Below are 16,403 nucleotides of genomic sequence, written 5' to 3'. Positions count from 1 at the left end.
AAACAAACCTCGTAATAGGAATATTACGAGGTTTGTTATGTTAAATTATATATACTTATAATATGAATACAGATATAGAAAATCTATTTAAAGACAAGGTTTTAGGGCACCCAGCAGGATTGTTTGTGTTGTTCTTTACAGAAATGTGGGAGCGTTTTTCGTATTACGGAATGCGTGCATTATTAATCTTATTTTTTACAGCATCGCTTTTAGACGAAGGTTGGGGATGGCCAAGAGAATGGGCATATGCAATCTTTGGTACTTATACCTCATTAGTTTATTTATCTACAATGGTAGGTGGTTATTTTGCTGATAATGTTATAGGTATTCGTAAAGCTGTGGTTTGGGGAGCTGTATTGATGACCATTGGTCATGGATGTATGGCTGTAGAAACACCATTCTTTATTTATGCTGGTTTAGGATTTTTAGTAATTGGAAGTGGATTCTTTAAACCTAATATGACGTCTATTATTTCTGAAATGTATAAAGGTAAAGAAGGAAAGAAAGATGGAGCTTATACGATTTTCTATATGGGAGTTAACGCGGGAGCGTTCTTAGGAATTTTACTTTGTGGTTATTTAGGTGAAAAAGTAGGATGGTCTTGGGGATTCGGTGTAGCTGGAATTTTTATGCTATTCGGAATGTTACAGTTCTGGTTTGCACAAGGAATTTTTGGTAAAATAGGAGATGGACCAAAGAATAAAAATGTTGATTTAATTGATGATATTACATCAGAAGAATCTTTAGAAGAAGAAGGGAGAAATCCTTTTACAGGAGTTCAAAAAATAATGATTGCAATTTCAGCTCTTTTAGGTTTAGCATGGATATTTAACGATCCAATATCTAAAGTTTCTAAAGGAAAGTATAATTTATTTCCATTTGAATTTGCGGGATTATCTGGAACAGATTTAGCAATTTTTGTGGCTTTGGGCCTTTTTATAGCGTTGTTAGTAATCAGAATTCCGAAATATACGCCAGTATTAAGAGATAGAATGTTAGCAGTAATTTTCTTTGCTTTTGTAACTATTTTCTTCTGGGCAATTTTTGAACAATCACCAAGTTCTTTAACAGTATTCGCTAAGGATTATACACAAAGAACTTTAGAAGGAAGTGCTGGAATGATTTTTAAAGTAGTAAATTCTTTAATGACTATTGTCCCTTTAGGAATAATATCTTGGGTATTATATTTATTATTTAAAAAGACATTTGAAAAGTACGCTTGGTCTAATATTTTCTTGGCGTTAAGTTTTGTTATTGTTTGGGGAATTGCTTTATGGATGCTATCAACAGAATTCCAAAAAGACACAACTGAAGTTCCTGCTTCGTGGTTCTCTATATTAAATTCTTTATTTATTATTACGTTAGCTCCATTATTTTCTAAATGGTGGGAAAGTAAGTACAATCCTAATGCAAATATGAAATGGGCAATTGGAATGGGACTATTAGCTTTAGGTATGGCGTGTGTGGCTGTTGGTGCATCAGGAATTGAACCAGGAGCTAAAACAGCATCTGTAAGTATGATTTGGTTAATTTTAGTATATCTTTTCCATACAATGGGAGAGTTATGCGTTTCTCCAGTAGCATTGTCTTATGTGTCTAAGTTAGTACCTGGACGTATGATTGCATTTATGTTTGGTATTTGGTATTTAGCCGTTGCTATTGGTATGAAGTTAGCTGGAGTGTTTGCGGAATCTTCAGAATCAATTGCGCAAGAGCAAGGATTAAGTAGCTTCTTCTGGCTATTAACATTTGTTTCTTTGGGATTAGCAGTATTATCTGCTGTTTTATATCCTGTAATTAAGAAGTTAATGCACGGAGTAAAATAGAGTTTTACAAACGTTAAAATATGCGAAAAACCTATTGAGTGTAAAAACTTGATAGGTTTTTTTGTAAATTTGGAATACTTATTGAGACTTAGAGGATATGAAGAAATTAATATTACTAGCATTTATATTTGTAGGTACTTTACAAATGACTGCGCAGAACGGAATAAATTGGTTGTCTTTTGAAGAGGCTATTGAGAAGAGCAAAGAGAATCCTAAACCTATTTTGGTTGATTTATATACAGACTGGTGCGGTTGGTGTAAGAAGATGGATGCAACTACCTATAAAAATGGAACTATCGTGAAATACATTAACGATAACTACTATGCAGTTAAGATGGATGGAGAAGGAAAAGAAGATATTAGTTTTCAAGGAAAAACCTTTAAGTTTGTACAACAGGGTAGGAGTAAATTCCATCAGTTAGCTGCAGCTATCATGAGAGGAAAAATGAGCTATCCTTCAACAGCGTTTTTCGATAAAGAACAAAAATTAATTCAAACAGTTCCTGGTTATTTAACTAAAGAACGTTTTGAGAAAATATTAGCTTTCTTTAACAACGATAACTATAAGAAATCAAATTGGAAAGACTTTGAAAAGAACTTTAAGAGTTCAATCTAGTCTCTTTCACTTTAAAATATAAGCGCCATTTTTACCGGTATAGTAAAATGGCGTTTTTTGTTGCTCACAAGTTTCCTTCCACCTAAGCACATAACTATTATAATTACTTCCATCTACAACAATACAACGAGGTTGTAAGTAAGTGATTAATCTTCTTAGATTGATTTTTGGAGAATGTTGAAGGAGTACAAGAGGTCTTTTTAAAGAAAGGTTATAAACACCCAAACTGTCAACTATTAAAATTACATTGTCCTTGAAAGTTAGGATATTAGAATGCTTTTTTAAATGTGATATACTAATGTTTTGATGTGTTTTGTAGAGGTTTAGCATTTCCTGTGTGAACTTGCTGCTCTTAGAGTTGTTGTAAAAGCTCATTTCTTTACCTTTTCGCACTCCTATAACAGATGTTTTATTTTTATGAAAAACAATCAGTTCTTCTTTGGTGTTTTTGATACGTGTTTCAATAAGACTCAGAAGTTGCAGGGCTATTATAGAGCACAAAGCATATAGCAAGTGCTTATTTCTTTTATGAATTATAAGCTGGCAAGTGAGAATAATACATCCATACCATAAAAGCATTTTTGGAAAGGATAGGTATATGTTTTTGAGTAAAAATACTTCTTGATTAGCGATCTCATAAATGATACTATTCATTAAAGAAATGATGTACTCATAGATGTTGGCTACCTCCTGTGGTAAAAGATTGATAAGAGCGAGTAGAATAATAAGAATTCCTCCTGCAAGAATACTTCCTAAGAAAGGAATAATGATAATATTTGAAATGATAAACAGACTTGAAAACTGATTAAAGTAGTACAGACTAATGGGGAGTATTCCTAATTGAGCTGCCATCGAAACAGTGAATAATTGCCATAGTTTACGAGTTAAAATAAATTTAGGTTTCCAAATAGAAGAGAGTAGTGGTTGCACCCAAACGATACCAAAAACAGCTACATAACTTAATTGAAATCCAACGTCAAATAGAAATAACGGTTTCATAAATAAAAGAAAGATCATAGAAGTAATTAACGAATGTTCGATATGTTGTTTTCTATTTGATATTAAGGCAATGGAAACGAAAGAAAACATGGTTACCGCTCTTACAACAGAAGCAGAAAGTCCTGCTATAAAGGCAAAACACCATAGAAAACATATAATGAGTCCAGTTTTGAATATCTTGCCGTATTTGAGCCTCTCTAAAGGCTTTAAAAAGAAAGATAAGATCCAAAGAATAATACCAATATGAAGTCCTGAAATAGCTAGAATATGTATCGCGCCTGCGTTGACGTAACTTTCTTGTAGTTCTTTAGAAATACTTTGTCTTTGTCCAAGCAATAAAGCATTAATTACGGCATAAACATCGCTAGAAAAATGATGCTTTTTTAAGGCGAGTTGAATGTTAGCTCTAAATTTTGCCGATATGCTGTTAATGGATATAACTGTTGGTTTTAGAACTTTAAAATCAGAATACTTTGTAAAAATTTGCTGATAAATGTATTGTTTGGCTAAATAATTTTTATAATTGAATTGATATGGATTTAAGGGAGACGTTAGTTCTTTAAAATCAGGTTTTAGATAAAGTTGTTGACCTTCTCTAATAAGAGGGAGTAAACTGTCTTTTTGTATGCTTACTAAAACAAAACCACATGTGTTTTGTTGATTCACTTGAGCAACCTTTGCAATATATTTATGGTTATATAAGTTTGGTTTTAGTACTTGCTGGACGGTTAATACAGCAAAATTATTTTTCTCATAATAATTCTTATAGTAATACTTATGATTTTTAGTATCCTGAATAAACACCAAACAAACTCCTATAAGAACAAATAGTAATGAGCTTAAAATTGTAAAAAACACTCTGGTATTTCTTTGTTTTAAATAAAAGAGAATAAGAAGTAGTATAAATAATAAGGTGTATACATAAATCGATGTATAGCACCATATATTCCATTGAAATTGTATGATGATTCCAATGATTAAAAAGACTAAAAAGTAGGTAGGGGTATAACTAACTAATGTTCTCATAGCAAGTTAAAGCTATTGAAAAAAGAATGAGAATGTTTAGATAGCAGTTGGTTTTATCTTAGACTAGGTGGAAAGTGTAGATTAATCTATGTTTTTTATTTTCAAAGTGTACTTCTGTTGTACTGATAAAGTACGTGTAAAATAAGAAATAAGACTTACGAAGATCTGAGGTATTCATATTTCACCAAATCGTTTTTACCATTTACTTTCATTTTTTTGGTGTTTTTTATCAGGAAGTTTTTATCTGTTATTTTCAGTACGTCTTCGTAGTAGTGGTCGGTTATTATAATACCTTTTGTTTTTTTTAGCGTAAGTAATAATTCTTGTATTACATTTTTATAAATAGGTTCCACCATTGAAAATGGTTCGTCTAACATTAAAAATTGATGGTTTAGATTTCCAACAAGTAATAACTCTAGATACCGTAATTGACCGATGGATAAATCACCCACCTTTAACTTTTCAAAAGAGGCTATTTGAGGTGAATAGAAAATCATGTCTTGGTCATTTCCATTAGGAAAAAATAAAGGGATAATATCTCGTACTTTTTTACTTTTTGGTAAAAAAGAATCCTGAGGTAGATAGGCTATCTTTTTTGAAGCTATGATTGCATTAGGTTTAATAATTTTTGAATCTATTTTTATGGTGATTGAATCTGCTGGTATCGTACCAAAGATGAGTTTTAATAATGTTGATTTACCAGTTCCATTGCGACCAAAAAGACCAATTATTTCACCAGTAGTACACTTTAAACTGATGTTTTCTAAAATCTTTTTGCTTCCGTAAGATTTACTAAGGTTTGTTACTTCTAATACTCCCATGTTAGTTATACAATTAAGATATAAATTGTTAATAGTAGTATCGAAATACATAAATTGACAAGGAAAGTTCTTGTTAAAAGATTGCTTTTTGTAAAACCAAGATTGTAATAGGTGTAGTATTCATGCTCCTTAAAAAAATAAAAACCAAGATACCCAACAAATATTCCAAAAGAAGAAAAAATTACGAAACTCCAAATAATACCTGCTGTTATTCCGAAGAATAAAGAGAACGGGATATTAAATAAATTAATATCTAGATAATATTTCCAAAAAGCTTTAGTGTTCATTTTCAAGCAACCATTGAAAAACGAAGTTATTAAAAAGAAGTATAATAAAACAATAAGTAATCTTTAAAAAGATTACTTATTGTAGTTGCTTGTTGTTTCTTATATTAAAAAAAGTATCTATTAAAATCCTTTTTCAAGAATTATTGAGTCACTTTGACTAACTTTTTGTCGCCAAGCTTTAATAGGTTGGTATTCTGGGTCATTATAAAAACCTTCAGCAGCCGCTTTAGTTGGAAATTCAACAATAACTACTCGTCCAGAAGGGATGTTTCCTTCTATTAAATCGGGATTTTCATCAACAGCAACGGTTATACCTCCATGACGTTCTACGATAGGAACTGCTTTCTCAATATACTCTTTGTTAAAAGTCTCTAAATCATTTACTCTTACAAATGCTAACATGTATGCTTTCATACTATTTATTTTAATAATTAATACTTCAACAAAAGTATTTGTGGCGCAACAGGTGTGCATTAATAAATATTAAGAAATAAAGAATTATTTAGAAGCACGAAGTTTGTCTCCTTTGGCTTTACTCAGTGCTTCAGGAGTAATGCCTAAATAAGAAGCAATCATCCTTTGAGGAATACGCTGTAGTAGATTAGGATAGGTTTCAATAAAATGTTCATAACGTTGCAAACCAGAATAACTCATTAACATGATAATTCTTCTTTGTAAAACAAGCATACGTTTTGCTATAGGTGAAGCATTTAAAGGGATTTGACTTAAATCTTTGTCTCTTATCTTAACTGTAGAGTCTTCCAATGCATCAATAAAGAATTCAGAAGGAGTACCTTCTGGATTTGCATCAGCAATAATCCAATTTTCAGGAGCAAACATAAATATATGTTCTTTCCCTTTTTGGTCTATTGTATAGCTTCGAAGCAACCCAGATACAACTTCATAAACTTTACTGTTAGTATCACCAGAGCGTTGTAGGGTATGTCCTTTTTTAATATTGACTATTTGCATCTTTATTATTTGTAAGTCGAACTGAAAGATAAGATTTCTTTCTGGTTTAGTTTATTTATGAATAAAGCTCTTAAAACAAAAATGGAATTACAAATTGGAAAAGTGCAATAAGAAGGGCAATAGCTATCAAGTTTAAAACAACACCTGCTTTGGCCATTTGATGTACTTTTATATATCCACTCGCAAAAACTATGGCATTTGGAGGAGTAGCCATCGGTAGCATAAAAGCACAGCTACTGGCAATAGTTACAGGAATAAGTAAGTTTAGGATAGGAATATTTAAACGAATAGCAATACCAGCTACTACTGGAGCTAATACAGCTACTAGAGCTACGTTACTCATTAATTCTGTCATAAAAAGCATTAAGAAGATTAATAAAGAAGCCGTTAGTAGGATGCTTATATTACTGGAAGCAATGGTGTTAGAAACAAAATCAACAATACCGCTACTAGACATACCTTTTGCTAGTGCTAGTCCTCCTCCAAAGAGAATTAAAATACCCCAAGCTAATTTTTCGGTATCCTTCCATTGTAAGATAAATTCGCCTTTCTTAAAATTAAATGGAAAAGCAAAAAGAGAAACCGCCGCAATCATACTAATGATGGTGTCTGATAGTTTTAAGCCAGGGAACAACTTATTGATTAAAGTTCTAAAAATCCATAAGAATACGGTGATACCAAAAATGACTAATACCTGTTTTTCTCGAGCTGATAATTTGCCCAATTTATCTAATTCTGAATCAATTACCTGTTTCGAAGCTTTGAATTGGAGGTTCTTATTTGGGTACATCCATTTTACCAGAACTATATAAACAATAGCAATCATGATTATAGAAAATGGTAAACCAATAGTCATCCATTGTAAAAAGGAAATTTCAATTTGATATTCATTTTCAAGTAAACCAATTAAAACAGAGTTTGGAGGAGTACCTATAATAGTGGCTATTCCTCCTGCATTTGCCGAGAACGCAATTCCTAACATGGCCGCTAAAGCAAAGTTTTTGTCATCTTTAGTGAATCCATCTTCATCATCTATCAATAGTTGAATTACAGATAAAGCTATGGGAAGCATAACTACTGTGCTTGCTGTATTACTTATCCACATACTCAACACACCCGTGGCAATCATAAAACCTAAAATAACTTTATTAGGAGTTGTACCTGTAACTTTTATAATGTTAAGAGCAATACGTTTGTGTAGATCTACTTTTTCCAATGCCAATGCAAGCACAAGGCCTCCAAAGAAAAGAAAAATAATAGGGCTACCGTAATTAGCACCTACTTCTGCGATGGGCATAATCTTTAACAGCGGAAATAAAATTAAAGGTAACAATGCCGTTACCGAAATAGAAACAGCCTCTGTTATCCACCAAGTAATCATCCATAAGGCTACTCCAATAACGGCATCTCCATTTTCAGAAATGAGATTGAAAGGAATGTTTATGATAATTAGAAAAAACAATGGGCCTAGAACAAGACCAATTTTTTTTGAGTTTGGCATAACAAATAATAAGTTGACTTAAAGGAATCGAATATAGTTGATTTCGAACAAAAATGAACCAATGTGTTTTCCTTTTATTGAACGTTGTAGTAAATGAAAAGAGGGATTGCATTTTTGCAACCCCTCTTTTATATATGTATTATGGATAATATTAAATCACTTCTACAAATAAACCTTCTTCAGTTTTTTCCACTTTAGCTAGTTTATTTTTGGTTAATCCTTTAATAGTTTTATCCCACTTCTTATTAGATAATCCACTTTGAGATTTTAAATCGTTTAAGCCAATTTTTTCAGCTTTTTGTAATAAAGTGAAAACAGCTTTTTCATCATCGTTTAACTCAACTGCAGGCGCTTTTTTCTCTGGCTTCATCTGTGGGAAGAATAAAACTTCTTGAATAGATGGATTGTTTGTTAAATACATAATTAAACGGTCCATTCCAATACCTAAACCAGAGGTTGGAGGCATTCCATATTCTAAAGCACGTAAGAAATCTTGATCAATAAACTCACCTGCTTCATCATCACCTCTTTCAGCTAATTTTAATTGAGCTTCAAAACGTTCACGTTGGTCAATAGGATCATTTAATTCAGAATACGCATTTGCAATTTCTTTACCACAAACCATTAACTCAAAACGCTCTGTTAATTCAGGATTGTCTCTATGTTCTTTACATAAAGGAGACATTTCTTTTGGGTAATCGGTAATAAATGTTGGTTGAATGTAGTTTCCTTCACATTTCTCACCAAAAATTTCATCGATTAATTTTCCTTTACCCATAGTGTCATCTACCTCGATACCCATATCTTGAGCAGCTTTACGAATTTCATCTTCTGTTTTACCAGTAATATCAAATCCTGTAAAATGCTTAATAGAATCTGCCATTGTTACACGTGCATATGGAGCTTTAAAGTCTACTTCATATTCTCCGAAAGTAGCTTTTGTAGTTCCGTTTACTGCAATAGCACAGTGCTCTAATAACTTTTCAGTAAAGTCCATCATCCAGTTGTAGTCTTTATAAGCTACATAAATTTCCATTGCTGTAAATTCTGGATTGTGAGTTCTGTCCATTCCTTCATTACGGAAATTCTTAGAAAATTCATAAACACCATCGAAACCACCAACAATTAAACGCTTTAGGTATAGTTCATTAGCAATACGCATGTATAATGGAATGTCTAATGCATTATGGTGTGTAATAAACGGTCTTGCTGCTGCTCCTCCAGGAATAGGTTGTAAAATTGGTGTTTCAACTTCAAAATATCCAGCGTCATTAAAAAACTGACGCATTGCATTGAATAACTTTGTACGCTTTACAAAAACTTCTTTTACATGTGGATTTACTACTAAATCTGCATAACGCTGACGGTAACGCATTTCAGGATCAGTAAATCCGTCAAATGTATTTCCTTCTGCATCAACTTTTGGTAATGGTAAAGGTTTTAAAGATTTACTTAATAATTTAAAATCTTTTACCATTACAGTGATTTCTCCAACTTGAGTTTTGAATAACTCTCCTTCGATTCCTACAAAATCACCTATGTCTAATAATTTCTTATAAACTTCATTGTATAAAGTGTTGTCTTCTCCAGTACAAATTTCATCTCTGTTAAAATATACCTGTACTCTTCCTTCACTATCTTGCAATTCGGCAAAAGAAGCTTTCCCTTGGATACGACGAGACATTAACCTACCAGCAATTACCACCTTTTTACCCTCTTCAAAGTCCTGTTTAATTGCTTTTGAATTAGAGTTTAATGGGAATAAATCTGCTGGGTATGGATTGATACCTAACTCACGTAACTTCGTAAGTTTTTCTCTACGTACAACTTCTTGTTCTGATAATTGCATGATTAACTTTTTACTGTTTAAATTTTAAAGGGGCAAAGATACAATCAATTACAGAACTAAGCAACGTTAACAAATAGTAGATTTTTGTAAAAAATGTTTTTTTTATTTGGTGGTTTTCAAAAAGTATGTATATTTGCAGGCTGTCTTTTTTTAAAAGCAGCATTTAGTTGTGTTGTTAAGGTGTTAAATCACCTAGGTTTTGTTAACCGATGGAAAGCTGCCCTGAGATGGGTTGCTTTTTTTTTGCATTCAATTTAGCTAAAGAAAGCTCCTTTATAATTCCAAAAATCCATTAGAAACAATACCAAATAAATTACTGAAACAGAAAATTTTATTGTTGCAGAGGCTAAGAAGCCTATAAATGCACCAAAAGATGCTTTGATTGCTCTAGTAGTATCCTTACTATCATACATTAATTCTCCAATAAATGCTCCGGCAAATGCCCCGAGCAGAAAGCCTAATGGAATAGGAATGAAAAAAAGACCTATAAACAATCCAATTGTAGTACCATAGACTCCATATTTGGTTCCGCCAAAACGTTTGGTTCCCATAGCAGGAATGAAATAATCAATGATAAAAATAAATATGGCTATTGCTAAAGTAATTCCTAGAAAAGTCCAGTTTTGAGGTATAACACTGGTCATGTGCAATAACAATAATCCACCCCAGCTTGTTAAAGGCCCTGGAAGAATTGGTAAAAAAGAACCTATTAGTCCAAGAAAAATAAGAAGAAACCCTAGTAATAATAACAGTATGTCCATTGAATTTTTATTGATATGACGAATATAAAAACTGTTTGTTACATAAATAAATAAACTAAGAAATTAGTTTTAACTAAGTTTTTAGTTATATTTGTTAAGAGTTTATATAAAATAATAGAAGATGAGTAAACAATTAACCAAGGCAGAAGAACAGATAATGCAAGTTTTATGGGAGTTAAATAAAGCTTCGGTAAAAGAAGTTATAGAAGAACTTCCAATGCCTAAACCTGCCTATAATACAGTTTCAACTATTATTAGAATTTTAGAAACAAAAGAATTTGTAGGACATGAACCTAAGGGAAGAGGATATGTATATTTTCCTCTTATAGATAAAGATGAGTATAGCAATCAAAGTTTACATAAGTTAATGAATGGATACTTTGGAGGTTCTTTTAAGAGTATGGTTTCCTTTTTTATGAAGGAAAACAAAATGGATATTACTGAACTAGAAAGTATTTTAAAAGAAATTGATAAAAAGAAAAAGTCATGATAAATTATGTAATTCAAGTTGTATTGTTTCAGGTATTGTTTGTAGCAGTATATGATTTCTTTTTAAGTAAGGAAACATTCTTTACAAAGAACAGATGGTATTTGTTAACAACTGCAGTGGGTTCGTTTATATTACCCTTAATAAAGGTAACGACCATTCAAAAAGCCGTACCTCAAGAATATACCATTTTGTTACCTGAAGTGGTACTATCACCTCAAAAGGTAATTGAAAAGTCGGCTTGGTATCAATCAATTAATTATTTAGATGTGCTGTTTTATGCGGGCTGTATACTATTCACATTGGTATTTGTATTGAAACTCTATAGAATCGTTCGGTTAATATTTGTTTACGGAGCGGAGAAAAGACAAAACTATAGACTGGTACTCCTGCCAAAAAACTCCAAAGCCTTTTCGTTTTTTAATTACATTTTTTTAGGGAAAGGAATTTCTAGTGATAAACAAGAGAAAATTATTCAGCATGAGTTGGTGCATAGCCAACAAAAACATTCGTTGGACCTGTTATTTTTTGAAGCATTAAAGATTGTAATGTGGTTCAATCCTATGGTATATATATATCAAAACAGAGTTGCTTTAGTACATGAATATATTTCAGATGAGGTGGTTAGCAAATCCACTCCAAAAGAAAACTATATAAACAATTTACTCTCCGATATCTTTCAGGTGGAGAGCATTTCATTCATTAATCAATTTTATAAACATTCATTAATCAAAAAACGAATACGTATGATGACAAAAAACAAATCAAAACAAATTAAACAGTTAAAGTACTTATTATTAGTACCAGTATTAGCAAGTATGCTTTTGTATACAGCATGTTCAGACACGGAGAAATCCATTACCGAACCTAAATTAGATAAACAAAGAATATACTTTAGTTTAAATGAAAATCCAGCAATCTCTGAAACAAAGATGACTTACATGGATGTGCTAATTAGTAAAGACGCTCCAGAAACGCAAGAGTACGCATTACATGAATTATCTAAAGGAGAGCGTAAAGAATATGAAGAAGTAATCGCAAAACGAGATGAAAAAGAGAAGTTGCTTTCGAATACAAAAATTAGATTTTTTGAAGGGAAAGATGGTAGAAAAATCATGTTTAGTAGTATGAAAGATATGATGAATGCTATGAAGTCTAATATGGATACTAAGAGAAAATTAGGAAATCAAGACGCTGAAAATGTTCCATTTGTCTCATTAGATAAGTATCCGACTTTTCCAGGGTGTGTTGAGGCAAATAAGGAGTGTTTTAATAAGAAACTGATGAAGTTTGTTGCTCAGAATTTCGATACTAAATTGGCCAATAAACTAGGATTAGAAAAAGGAAAAAAGAGAATTTATGTGCAATTTAAAATTGGAAAGAACGGTGAAATTAAAGACGTAAGGGCAAGAGCACCGCATCCTACTTTAAAAGAACATGCAATGGAAATAGTTCATAAACTACCTAAGATGTTACCAGGAGAAAAAGATGGTAAAAAGGTAATTACTGGATATACATTACCCATTACGTTTAATGTAGAGTAAAATGAGATATCTAGTTATAGTTTTGTTTTTCTTACAAATGTCTGTTGAAGCTCAGCAGGTAGCCGATACGTTATATTCGCCAAGCATTGAAAAAAAAGTAAGAGGAATTGAAGTATTTATAGATGAAGCTCATAATAATTTTCACACAAAAGATAATCGATACAAACCTTTTGCTTTAGTATTGGCAAAAACTGGATATAAGGTAAAAGGTTTTACCAATAAATTTTCGAAAGAGAGTTTAAAAGGAATAAAGGTTTTGGTAATAGCAAATGCTCTTGTTGAAGGAGCTAGAGGTCCGTTTGTCACTCCTACACCAAGTGCTTTTACTTCAAAAGAAATAGCAAGTGTAAAAAAATGGGTACAAAAAGGAGGTTCCTTGTTTTTAATAGCTGATCATATGCCATTTGCTGGAGCAAGTGAGCCTTTGGCAAAAGCATTTGGGTTTACTTTTTATGATAGTTTTTTGTTGGATGAAAATCAACGTGGAATCTTAGAGTTTTCAAAAGAGAACTTGTTACTGGGAGAACATAATATAACAGGTGGAAACAAGAACTACAAAGAACTAAATAGTATAAGAACCTTTACTGGGCAAGTGTTTAAAATTCCCAATAAAGCAGTTTCTATTTTAAAAACAAATGAGAAAATGGTTGTCCATTTGCCTGATACTATGTGGCGTTTTACAGAAAAAACAAAGCGTTTTAAGGCAAAAGAACTATCACAAGGTGCTATTATGGAATATGGTCAAGGAAGAGTAGCAATATTTGGAGAAGCAGCCATGTTTACAGCACAATTAGCAGGAAGAAATCGATTTAAAGTAGGAATGAATGCAGAAGGAGCAGAAGAGAATTATAAATTACTATTAAACATTTTGACTTGGCTAACTAATTAAGATTAAAATAAATGAAAAAGAAATTATTTTTTATGGCAAGTATGATTGTTTGTTTAAAAGTCGGAGCGCAAGTTTCGACTTTTAAAACAATTGATAGTTTAACAAGTATAGGAAGGTATCAAAAAGCACTGGTGCTATTAAATGAATTGCCTGAAACTTATATCAAAAACAAAAAGATAGCTTCAGTTTATGAGTCTATAGATAATTACAAAAGAGCCACAGGGTTCTATGAAAAAGCATTGAGTTTAAAAGAGAATGATGTATTAAAATTGAAGCTAGGAAAAATACACATTCGACTCAATCAATTTAACAAAGCCATTGCATTATTGGAAGAGATTGTTGATAAGGACAAAGACAATCTGTTAGCAAAATACCTCTTAGGAAAACTGTATCTAAAAACAAACCAAATTAAAAAGGCAGTAACTTTTTTCAAAGAATTGAAAAGAGCCGATAATACTAATGCTAACTACCCATATTATCTAGGATTGGTTTACCAAAAATTAAAAAAGAGGAACCTCAAAATAGATAATTTTTTAGAAGCTTATAGGAGAGATAACCAGCATATTAAGGCAATAGAGAAATTAGCTCTAGCCTATAGAGTTTTAAGAGATAGAGATTCTTCAAATTTATTTGTAAACAAGGGTTTAAAAGTTGTTCCTAATCATATCAATTTGAACAAATTGAAAATAAACGATTTCTTTAGAGAGAAGAAATATAAGGAGGCAATTAGACTCTTAAAGAAAATAGATTCTATCAAACCAAACGAGCACTATACATATAAGATGTTAGGGAAGTCTTATTACGAAATAGAAGAGCTTGATAGCGCTAAAATGTATTTTTCAAAAGCGTTAAAATTAGATAGGTCAGATTTTAAAAGCTATATATTTTTAGGAAGTATTTATTTTGAAGAAAAGGATTTACAAAATGCTTCAATGAATTATTTAATGGCAACCATTGTAGGTAAAGAACCAAGAGATCAAGCTCATTTAGGAATGGCAAATGTGTTTTTTGAACAAAAGAAGCCCAAAAGGGTGATTGAGCAGTACAAGAAAGCAATTGCTGAAAATAGAAATAACTACAAAGCATTGTATCTGCTAGCCAACTTTTCTGATAATTATTACGAAGACAAAAAAGTAGCTTATAAATATTATCAAAGATATATAGATAGGTTTGAACGAAAAGATTCTTTGTTTACAGTAAACGCAGAAAGAAGAATAAAAGAAATAAAAAAAGAGCACTTTTTAAAAGGCGAAATTTTAGAATAGTTGATTGAAAACTATTGAGGCTTTTTAAAGTTCTTTTAATGACTAAAAATTCGTATTTTCATCTCAAAATCAATGAGATGAGAATACGTTTTTTTTTATTGTTACTTATTCTTACTAATGTATCATGTAGTAATTTGTCTTCTACAAAAAAGGAGAAATTACAATTTGATACTATTGTTGATTACACAAAAGTAGATGTGTCTCCTGCTTTTGTTGCTTGTGATCATTTAGAAGGAAAAGCAAAGACAAAGTGCTTTGAAAAAGAGCTACAAAAAAGGGTGTTTGTAGAACTTGAGAAACATCAATTTTCGGTAAAAGAAGATATAGATGAAACGGTTTTATTAGTCATTCAAGTTTCTAGTAAAGGAAAAGTAAATTTAAAAGAAATTCAATCTTCAAAAAATGCTCAATCTAAGTTCCCGCAATTAGATAGTATTGTAAAAAAATCAATAGAAAACCTTCCCGTAATTACTCCAGCTTTAAAGAAAGGATTTCCTGTAATAACGGAATATACACTACCAATAAGAATAGCTAGTAACTAAGTTTTTTTACTTCGCATTTTGTTATTTGTTTAAAATACTGCTTGTTACATTTTTTTGATTCGTTCGTTTTAGAAATAACTAAACAAATAAAACCATAGTATGAATCAATTCATTGTAGAGACGAAAAACCTCAATTTTTCGTACTCAAAATCCAGAAAGGATATTGAGAATTTGGATCTTAAAATTCCGAAAGGAAGTATTTACGGATTCTTAGGTCCAAATGGATCAGGAAAAAGTACCACCATTCGTTTAATCTTAGGGCTTCTAAAAAAACAATCAGGAGAAGTATCATTGTTTGGAGAGCCTTTTACATCAAAGAATCGAGTGTCTAGTTTAGACAAGATTGGAGCTCTTATTGAGAACCCTTCTTTGTATGAACATTTGAATGCTGTAGATAATTTGAAAATTGCTGCTAATTATCGCGAGAATATTGCTTCGGAAAGGATTGACGAAGTTTTAGAAATCGTAAAATTAACGCATGCAAAAAAGAAAAAGGTAAAAGCATATTCTTTGGGAATGAAACAGCGCTTGGGGTTAGCTATTTCTTTACTAAGTAACCCTGAGTTTGTCATTTTAGATGAACCTACCAATGGTTTAGATCCGAAAGGAATCATTGAAATGCGAGAGCTTATTAAAGAATTGAATGAAAAATACGGAACTACCGTTTTTATTTCAAGTCATTTACTAAGTGAAATAGAGAAAACATGTACACATGTTGGAATCATTCGAAAAGGTAAAATGTTGTATCAAGATACGGTTGCTGCCTTAAAAGCATCTAAAGATAAGAGTATTGTTATAGAATTAGAAGTAGATAAGTTTATAGAAGCGTTAAGTGTATTAGAGCAGTTAGAAAAAGTGAATACTTCTGAGTCTAAAGAATTTCTTCAAATAGAAGTACTGCACAAAGAAGAAATAACAAATGTTATTGATGCCTTAAGAAAGAATAATGTTCAGGTCTTTCAGGTAAATATTAAAAATAACTTAGAAGAACTTTTTTTATCACTAACAGAAAACTAAT

The 16,403-nt window shown here is 31.5% G+C and carries 15 protein-coding genes; 8 read left to right on the top strand and 7 right to left on the bottom strand.

Annotation, left to right across the window (positions count from 1 at the left end; translation table 11 throughout):
- Window positions 1–62 precede the first annotated feature (62 nt).
- Together Q0873_RS13910 and Q0873_RS13905 are read left to right on the top strand one after the other, a co-directional pair.
- Entirely contained in the window at window positions 63–1,826 is a 1,764-nt protein-coding gene (locus Q0873_RS13910; RefSeq protein ID WP_299108339.1) for a peptide MFS transporter, read from the top strand.
- 97 nt (window positions 1,827–1,923) lie between these two features.
- Entirely contained in the window at window positions 1,924–2,442 is a 519-nt protein-coding gene (locus Q0873_RS13905; RefSeq protein WP_299108337.1) for a DUF255 domain-containing protein, read from the top strand.
- Between the two features lie 6 nt (window positions 2,443–2,448).
- Here Q0873_RS13905 and Q0873_RS13900 read toward each other — a convergent pair whose 3' ends face one another.
- The 7 genes from Q0873_RS13900 to Q0873_RS13870 all read right to left on the bottom strand — a co-directional run bounded on the left by Q0873_RS13900 (window position 2,449) and on the right by Q0873_RS13870 (window position 10,658).
- Entirely contained in the window at window positions 2,449–4,467 is a 2,019-nt protein-coding gene (locus Q0873_RS13900; RefSeq protein WP_299108335.1) for a ComEC/Rec2 family competence protein, read from the bottom strand.
- 155 nt (window positions 4,468–4,622) lie between these two features.
- The gene (locus tag Q0873_RS13895; RefSeq protein ID WP_299108333.1) at window positions 4,623–5,288 is read right to left on the bottom strand and encodes an ATP-binding cassette domain-containing protein; all 666 of its coding nucleotides are present in this window, start codon (window positions 5,286–5,288) and stop codon (window positions 4,623–4,625) included.
- 407 nt (window positions 5,289–5,695) lie between these two features.
- Window positions 5,696–5,989, bottom strand: coding sequence for a DUF1330 domain-containing protein (locus Q0873_RS13890; protein WP_299108331.1), 294 nt, complete (start codon window positions 5,987–5,989; stop codon window positions 5,696–5,698).
- An 84-nt stretch (window positions 5,990–6,073) separates the two neighbouring features.
- Window positions 6,074–6,547: a Crp/Fnr family transcriptional regulator gene (locus Q0873_RS13885; RefSeq protein ID WP_299108330.1), complete on the bottom strand. Its 474-nt coding sequence runs from the start codon at window positions 6,545–6,547 to the stop codon at window positions 6,074–6,076.
- A gap of 70 nt (window positions 6,548–6,617) precedes the next feature.
- Complete coding sequence (locus Q0873_RS13880; protein ID WP_299108329.1) at window positions 6,618–8,048, bottom strand: DASS family sodium-coupled anion symporter; 1,431 nt, start codon at window positions 8,046–8,048, stop codon at window positions 6,618–6,620.
- A 151-nt stretch (window positions 8,049–8,199) separates the two neighbouring features.
- Complete coding sequence (lysS, locus tag Q0873_RS13875; protein WP_299108328.1) at window positions 8,200–9,897, bottom strand: lysine--tRNA ligase; 1,698 nt, start codon at window positions 9,895–9,897, stop codon at window positions 8,200–8,202.
- A 254-nt stretch (window positions 9,898–10,151) separates the two neighbouring features.
- Complete coding sequence (locus Q0873_RS13870) at window positions 10,152–10,658, bottom strand: DUF456 domain-containing protein (RefSeq protein WP_299108327.1); 507 nt, start codon at window positions 10,656–10,658, stop codon at window positions 10,152–10,154.
- Between the two features lie 121 nt (window positions 10,659–10,779).
- Between Q0873_RS13870 and Q0873_RS13865 the strand changes: the two genes are divergently transcribed.
- The 6 genes from Q0873_RS13865 to Q0873_RS13840 all read left to right on the top strand — a co-directional run bounded on the left by Q0873_RS13865 (window position 10,780) and on the right by Q0873_RS13840 (window position 16,402).
- Complete coding sequence (locus Q0873_RS13865; RefSeq protein WP_299108326.1) at window positions 10,780–11,148, top strand: BlaI/MecI/CopY family transcriptional regulator; 369 nt, start codon at window positions 10,780–10,782, stop codon at window positions 11,146–11,148.
- Window positions 11,145–12,689 carry a M56 family metallopeptidase gene (locus Q0873_RS13860; protein WP_299108320.1) on the top strand — a complete coding sequence of 515 codons (1,545 nt, stop codon included), beginning with the start codon at window positions 11,145–11,147 and terminating at the stop codon, window positions 12,687–12,689. The genes Q0873_RS13865 and Q0873_RS13860 overlap by 4 nt, the downstream gene beginning before the upstream one ends.
- Window position 12,690: 1 nt before the next feature.
- Entirely contained in the window at window positions 12,691–13,578 is an 888-nt protein-coding gene (locus tag Q0873_RS13855; RefSeq protein WP_299108318.1) for a DUF4350 domain-containing protein, read from the top strand.
- 11 nt (window positions 13,579–13,589) lie between these two features.
- Entirely contained in the window at window positions 13,590–14,843 is a 1,254-nt protein-coding gene (locus Q0873_RS13850) for a tetratricopeptide repeat protein (protein WP_299108316.1), read from the top strand.
- Window positions 14,844–14,920: 77 nt separating this feature from the next.
- Window positions 14,921–15,385, top strand: coding sequence for a hypothetical protein (locus tag Q0873_RS13845; protein WP_299108314.1), 465 nt, complete (start codon window positions 14,921–14,923; stop codon window positions 15,383–15,385).
- A gap of 99 nt (window positions 15,386–15,484) precedes the next feature.
- Window positions 15,485–16,402 carry an ABC transporter ATP-binding protein gene (locus Q0873_RS13840; RefSeq protein WP_299108312.1) on the top strand — a complete coding sequence of 306 codons (918 nt, stop codon included), beginning with the start codon at window positions 15,485–15,487 and terminating at the stop codon, window positions 16,400–16,402.
- The last annotated feature ends 1 nt before the right edge of the window (window position 16,403 follow it).

This window comes from uncultured Tenacibaculum sp., from assembly GCF_947498805.1.
Classification (GTDB): Bacteria; Bacteroidota; Bacteroidia; order Flavobacteriales; family Flavobacteriaceae; genus Polaribacter.
This window is presented reverse-complemented; position numbering and strand designations above follow the sequence as displayed.

Bases quoted from the DNA above. Each gene is read 5' to 3' on its own strand.
- Q0873_RS13910 (WP_299108339.1), top strand. From the start codon at position 63: ATGAATACAGATATAGAAAATCTATTTAAAGACAAGGTTTTAGGGCAC.
- Q0873_RS13905 (WP_299108337.1), top strand. From the start codon at position 1,924: ATGAAGAAATTAATATTACTAGCATTTATATTTGTAGGTACTTTACAA.
- Q0873_RS13900 (WP_299108335.1), bottom strand. From the start codon at position 4,467: ATGAGAACATTAGTTAGTTATACCCCTACCTACTTTTTAGTCTTTTTA.
- Q0873_RS13895 (WP_299108333.1), bottom strand. From the start codon at position 5,288: ATGGGAGTATTAGAAGTAACAAACCTTAGTAAATCTTACGGAAGCAAA.
- Q0873_RS13890 (WP_299108331.1), bottom strand. From the start codon at position 5,989: ATGAAAGCATACATGTTAGCATTTGTAAGAGTAAATGATTTAGAGACT.
- Q0873_RS13885 (WP_299108330.1), bottom strand. From the start codon at position 6,547: ATGCAAATAGTCAATATTAAAAAAGGACATACCCTACAACGCTCTGGT.
- Q0873_RS13880 (WP_299108329.1), bottom strand. From the start codon at position 8,048: ATGCCAAACTCAAAAAAAATTGGTCTTGTTCTAGGCCCATTGTTTTTT.
- lysS (WP_299108328.1), bottom strand. From the start codon at position 9,897: ATGCAATTATCAGAACAAGAAGTTGTACGTAGAGAAAAACTTACGAAG.
- Q0873_RS13870 (WP_299108327.1), bottom strand. From the start codon at position 10,658: ATGGACATACTGTTATTATTACTAGGGTTTCTTCTTATTTTTCTTGGA.
- Q0873_RS13865 (WP_299108326.1), top strand. From the start codon at position 10,780: ATGAGTAAACAATTAACCAAGGCAGAAGAACAGATAATGCAAGTTTTA.
- Q0873_RS13860 (WP_299108320.1), top strand. From the start codon at position 11,145: ATGATAAATTATGTAATTCAAGTTGTATTGTTTCAGGTATTGTTTGTA.
- Q0873_RS13855 (WP_299108318.1), top strand. From the start codon at position 12,691: ATGAGATATCTAGTTATAGTTTTGTTTTTCTTACAAATGTCTGTTGAA.
- Q0873_RS13850 (WP_299108316.1), top strand. From the start codon at position 13,590: ATGAAAAAGAAATTATTTTTTATGGCAAGTATGATTGTTTGTTTAAAA.
- Q0873_RS13845 (WP_299108314.1), top strand. From the start codon at position 14,921: ATGAGAATACGTTTTTTTTTATTGTTACTTATTCTTACTAATGTATCA.
- Q0873_RS13840 (WP_299108312.1), top strand. From the start codon at position 15,485: ATGAATCAATTCATTGTAGAGACGAAAAACCTCAATTTTTCGTACTCA.